Source organism: Blautia sp. MSK18_10 (assembly GCF_020553185.1).
In the GTDB taxonomy this organism is placed as follows: domain Bacteria; phylum Bacillota; class Clostridia; order Lachnospirales; family Lachnospiraceae; genus Blautia_A; species Blautia_A wexlerae.
The window spans coordinates 1-1633 of record NZ_JAJCGT010000101.1 but is presented as its reverse complement, the minus strand read 5'-3'; the positions used below and the strand labels follow the sequence as shown (position 1 = coordinate 1633).

The 1633-nt window shown below is 38.2% G+C and carries 1 protein-coding gene; it reads right to left on the bottom strand.

Features of this window, described 5'->3' with window-relative positions:
• Positions 1-210: 210 nt before the first annotated feature.
• A complete protein-coding gene (locus LI074_RS16965) occupies positions 211-1551 on the bottom strand; it encodes an IS30 family transposase (RefSeq protein ID WP_173698452.1) in 1341 nt (446 codons plus the stop codon).
• Between the last annotated feature and the right edge of the window lie 82 nt (positions 1552-1633).

The following is a 1633-nucleotide window of genomic DNA, read 5'->3' as shown; positions in this document are numbered from 1 at the left end:
ATACCTTGATTTTATGCGGGATTTAATTCTATTTTCGGAGATATACAACTTGATTTTTTTAGTATATAATGCTTTTATACGGCATAAACAGCATAGTTTTTTGCATGATAAAAGGACATCTGGAAATAGTGTGCAGGACTAAATTCCACATGTCTGTTGGAAAGACTAAATTCTATGCAATGAAACTTGCCTGTGCCTGTATTGTTATTATTATTTTATTAATGCTGGTATCAATGTGACTTCATCGGCTGGTATCTCTGCTAATCCTAATGCTTTATGAAGTCTGTTATCCAGCAGGAGACGGGATACTTCATATGGACTGTGTCCATTGAGGCTGTCCCGTTTTTCGCTATTGATATGATTTAATAACAGCAGCGTTGTTTTGTCTGTCATTTTTTCAAAGCTTGTTCCTTTTGGCAGGACATACCTTATATATTCATGATTCTTTTCAAGAGCACCTTTTTGATCAGAACGGTTGGGATCACAATAATAAATGCGTGTGCGTACTTCATCATTTTTGCTATATTCCAGACTCTGCCGGTCCTGAAATTCATGCCCGTTGTCTGTAAGTATTACTTCGAAAAGTTTCTGAAACAGTTCAATTCCAAGTAACTCTGTTAAATGATCAAAAATCCTAGTTACTTCTTTCTGGGTCTGTTCTTCTAAAAGAAACATAAGCATAAGGCTACAGTTTCGAAAGAACATAGTCAGAAAGCAGGGACTGGTACCTTTTGCTCCTTCAACAGTATCCATTTCGACTACATAAACAGATTTGTTCGCTGCGATATATTCCAGGAATTCTTTATAGCTCCGGCCTTTTCGAAAACTTCTGTCTTTAAGGCTGGTAGTGGTTTTTCTTTTTCTCTGCTTGTATACCACTTTACGGCGCAGATCTATGTTTCTTGCTTGAAAAACGCCACGGTCTATATAAGAGTATATGGTTCTTCTGGAACAGGCGATCTCATCAGCATGAGATGCGTAGATGTGGGCAATGGACTGTCCTTTTTTGAGAAGCGGTGACAACAGGTTGTCCAGTTTCTGTATACTTTCCGGTGTCTGGTTGATCCCTTCTCTGCTGGTAGTCCTAAGGGCTTCATAGGAGTCCTGGGCGTATTTTGAAGAATAGATCTTTTTGTCCATCATGCAATTCGTTCTCTTGCTGCATCCATTGCACACATAAGGAGGTTTATTTAATTTTTCACATTCTCTTGGTTTATAAAATTTACAGACATCGCTGCATCTGAATTTTCTGCAGAGGACACATTTGCGCCGACATTCATTATCACCGCACATATGCATGACATTGCATATATTTGTCCGCGGCTTTGAACTATCATAATTGTTTGCACAGGGAATAGGGGCAAATGCATCTGCGCTTCTTTCCCTGATAATGGAATGACGTCTGATTTCTTTGGATATGGTACTTGGATCCTTGCTTAATTCTATTGCAATACTTCTAAATGAATCACCGTTATTTAAATGCTGTTCAATTATAATACGTGCAGATAAGTCAAGATGTTTTTGGTTGCCTTTTGGTCTTCCTGTATTCATTTTATCCTCCTTCTGCACAGGCAGGGGATCATCTGCAGTAGTATTTTATAAAAAGAAGAAGGAAAAATCCATGCAGAAGTAA

What these genes read in the sequence shown, in the direction of transcription:
- LI074_RS16965 (WP_173698452.1), bottom strand. Translation starts at nt 1,551, where the DNA reads ATGAATACAGGAAGACCAAAAGGCAACCAAAAACATCTTGACTTATCT.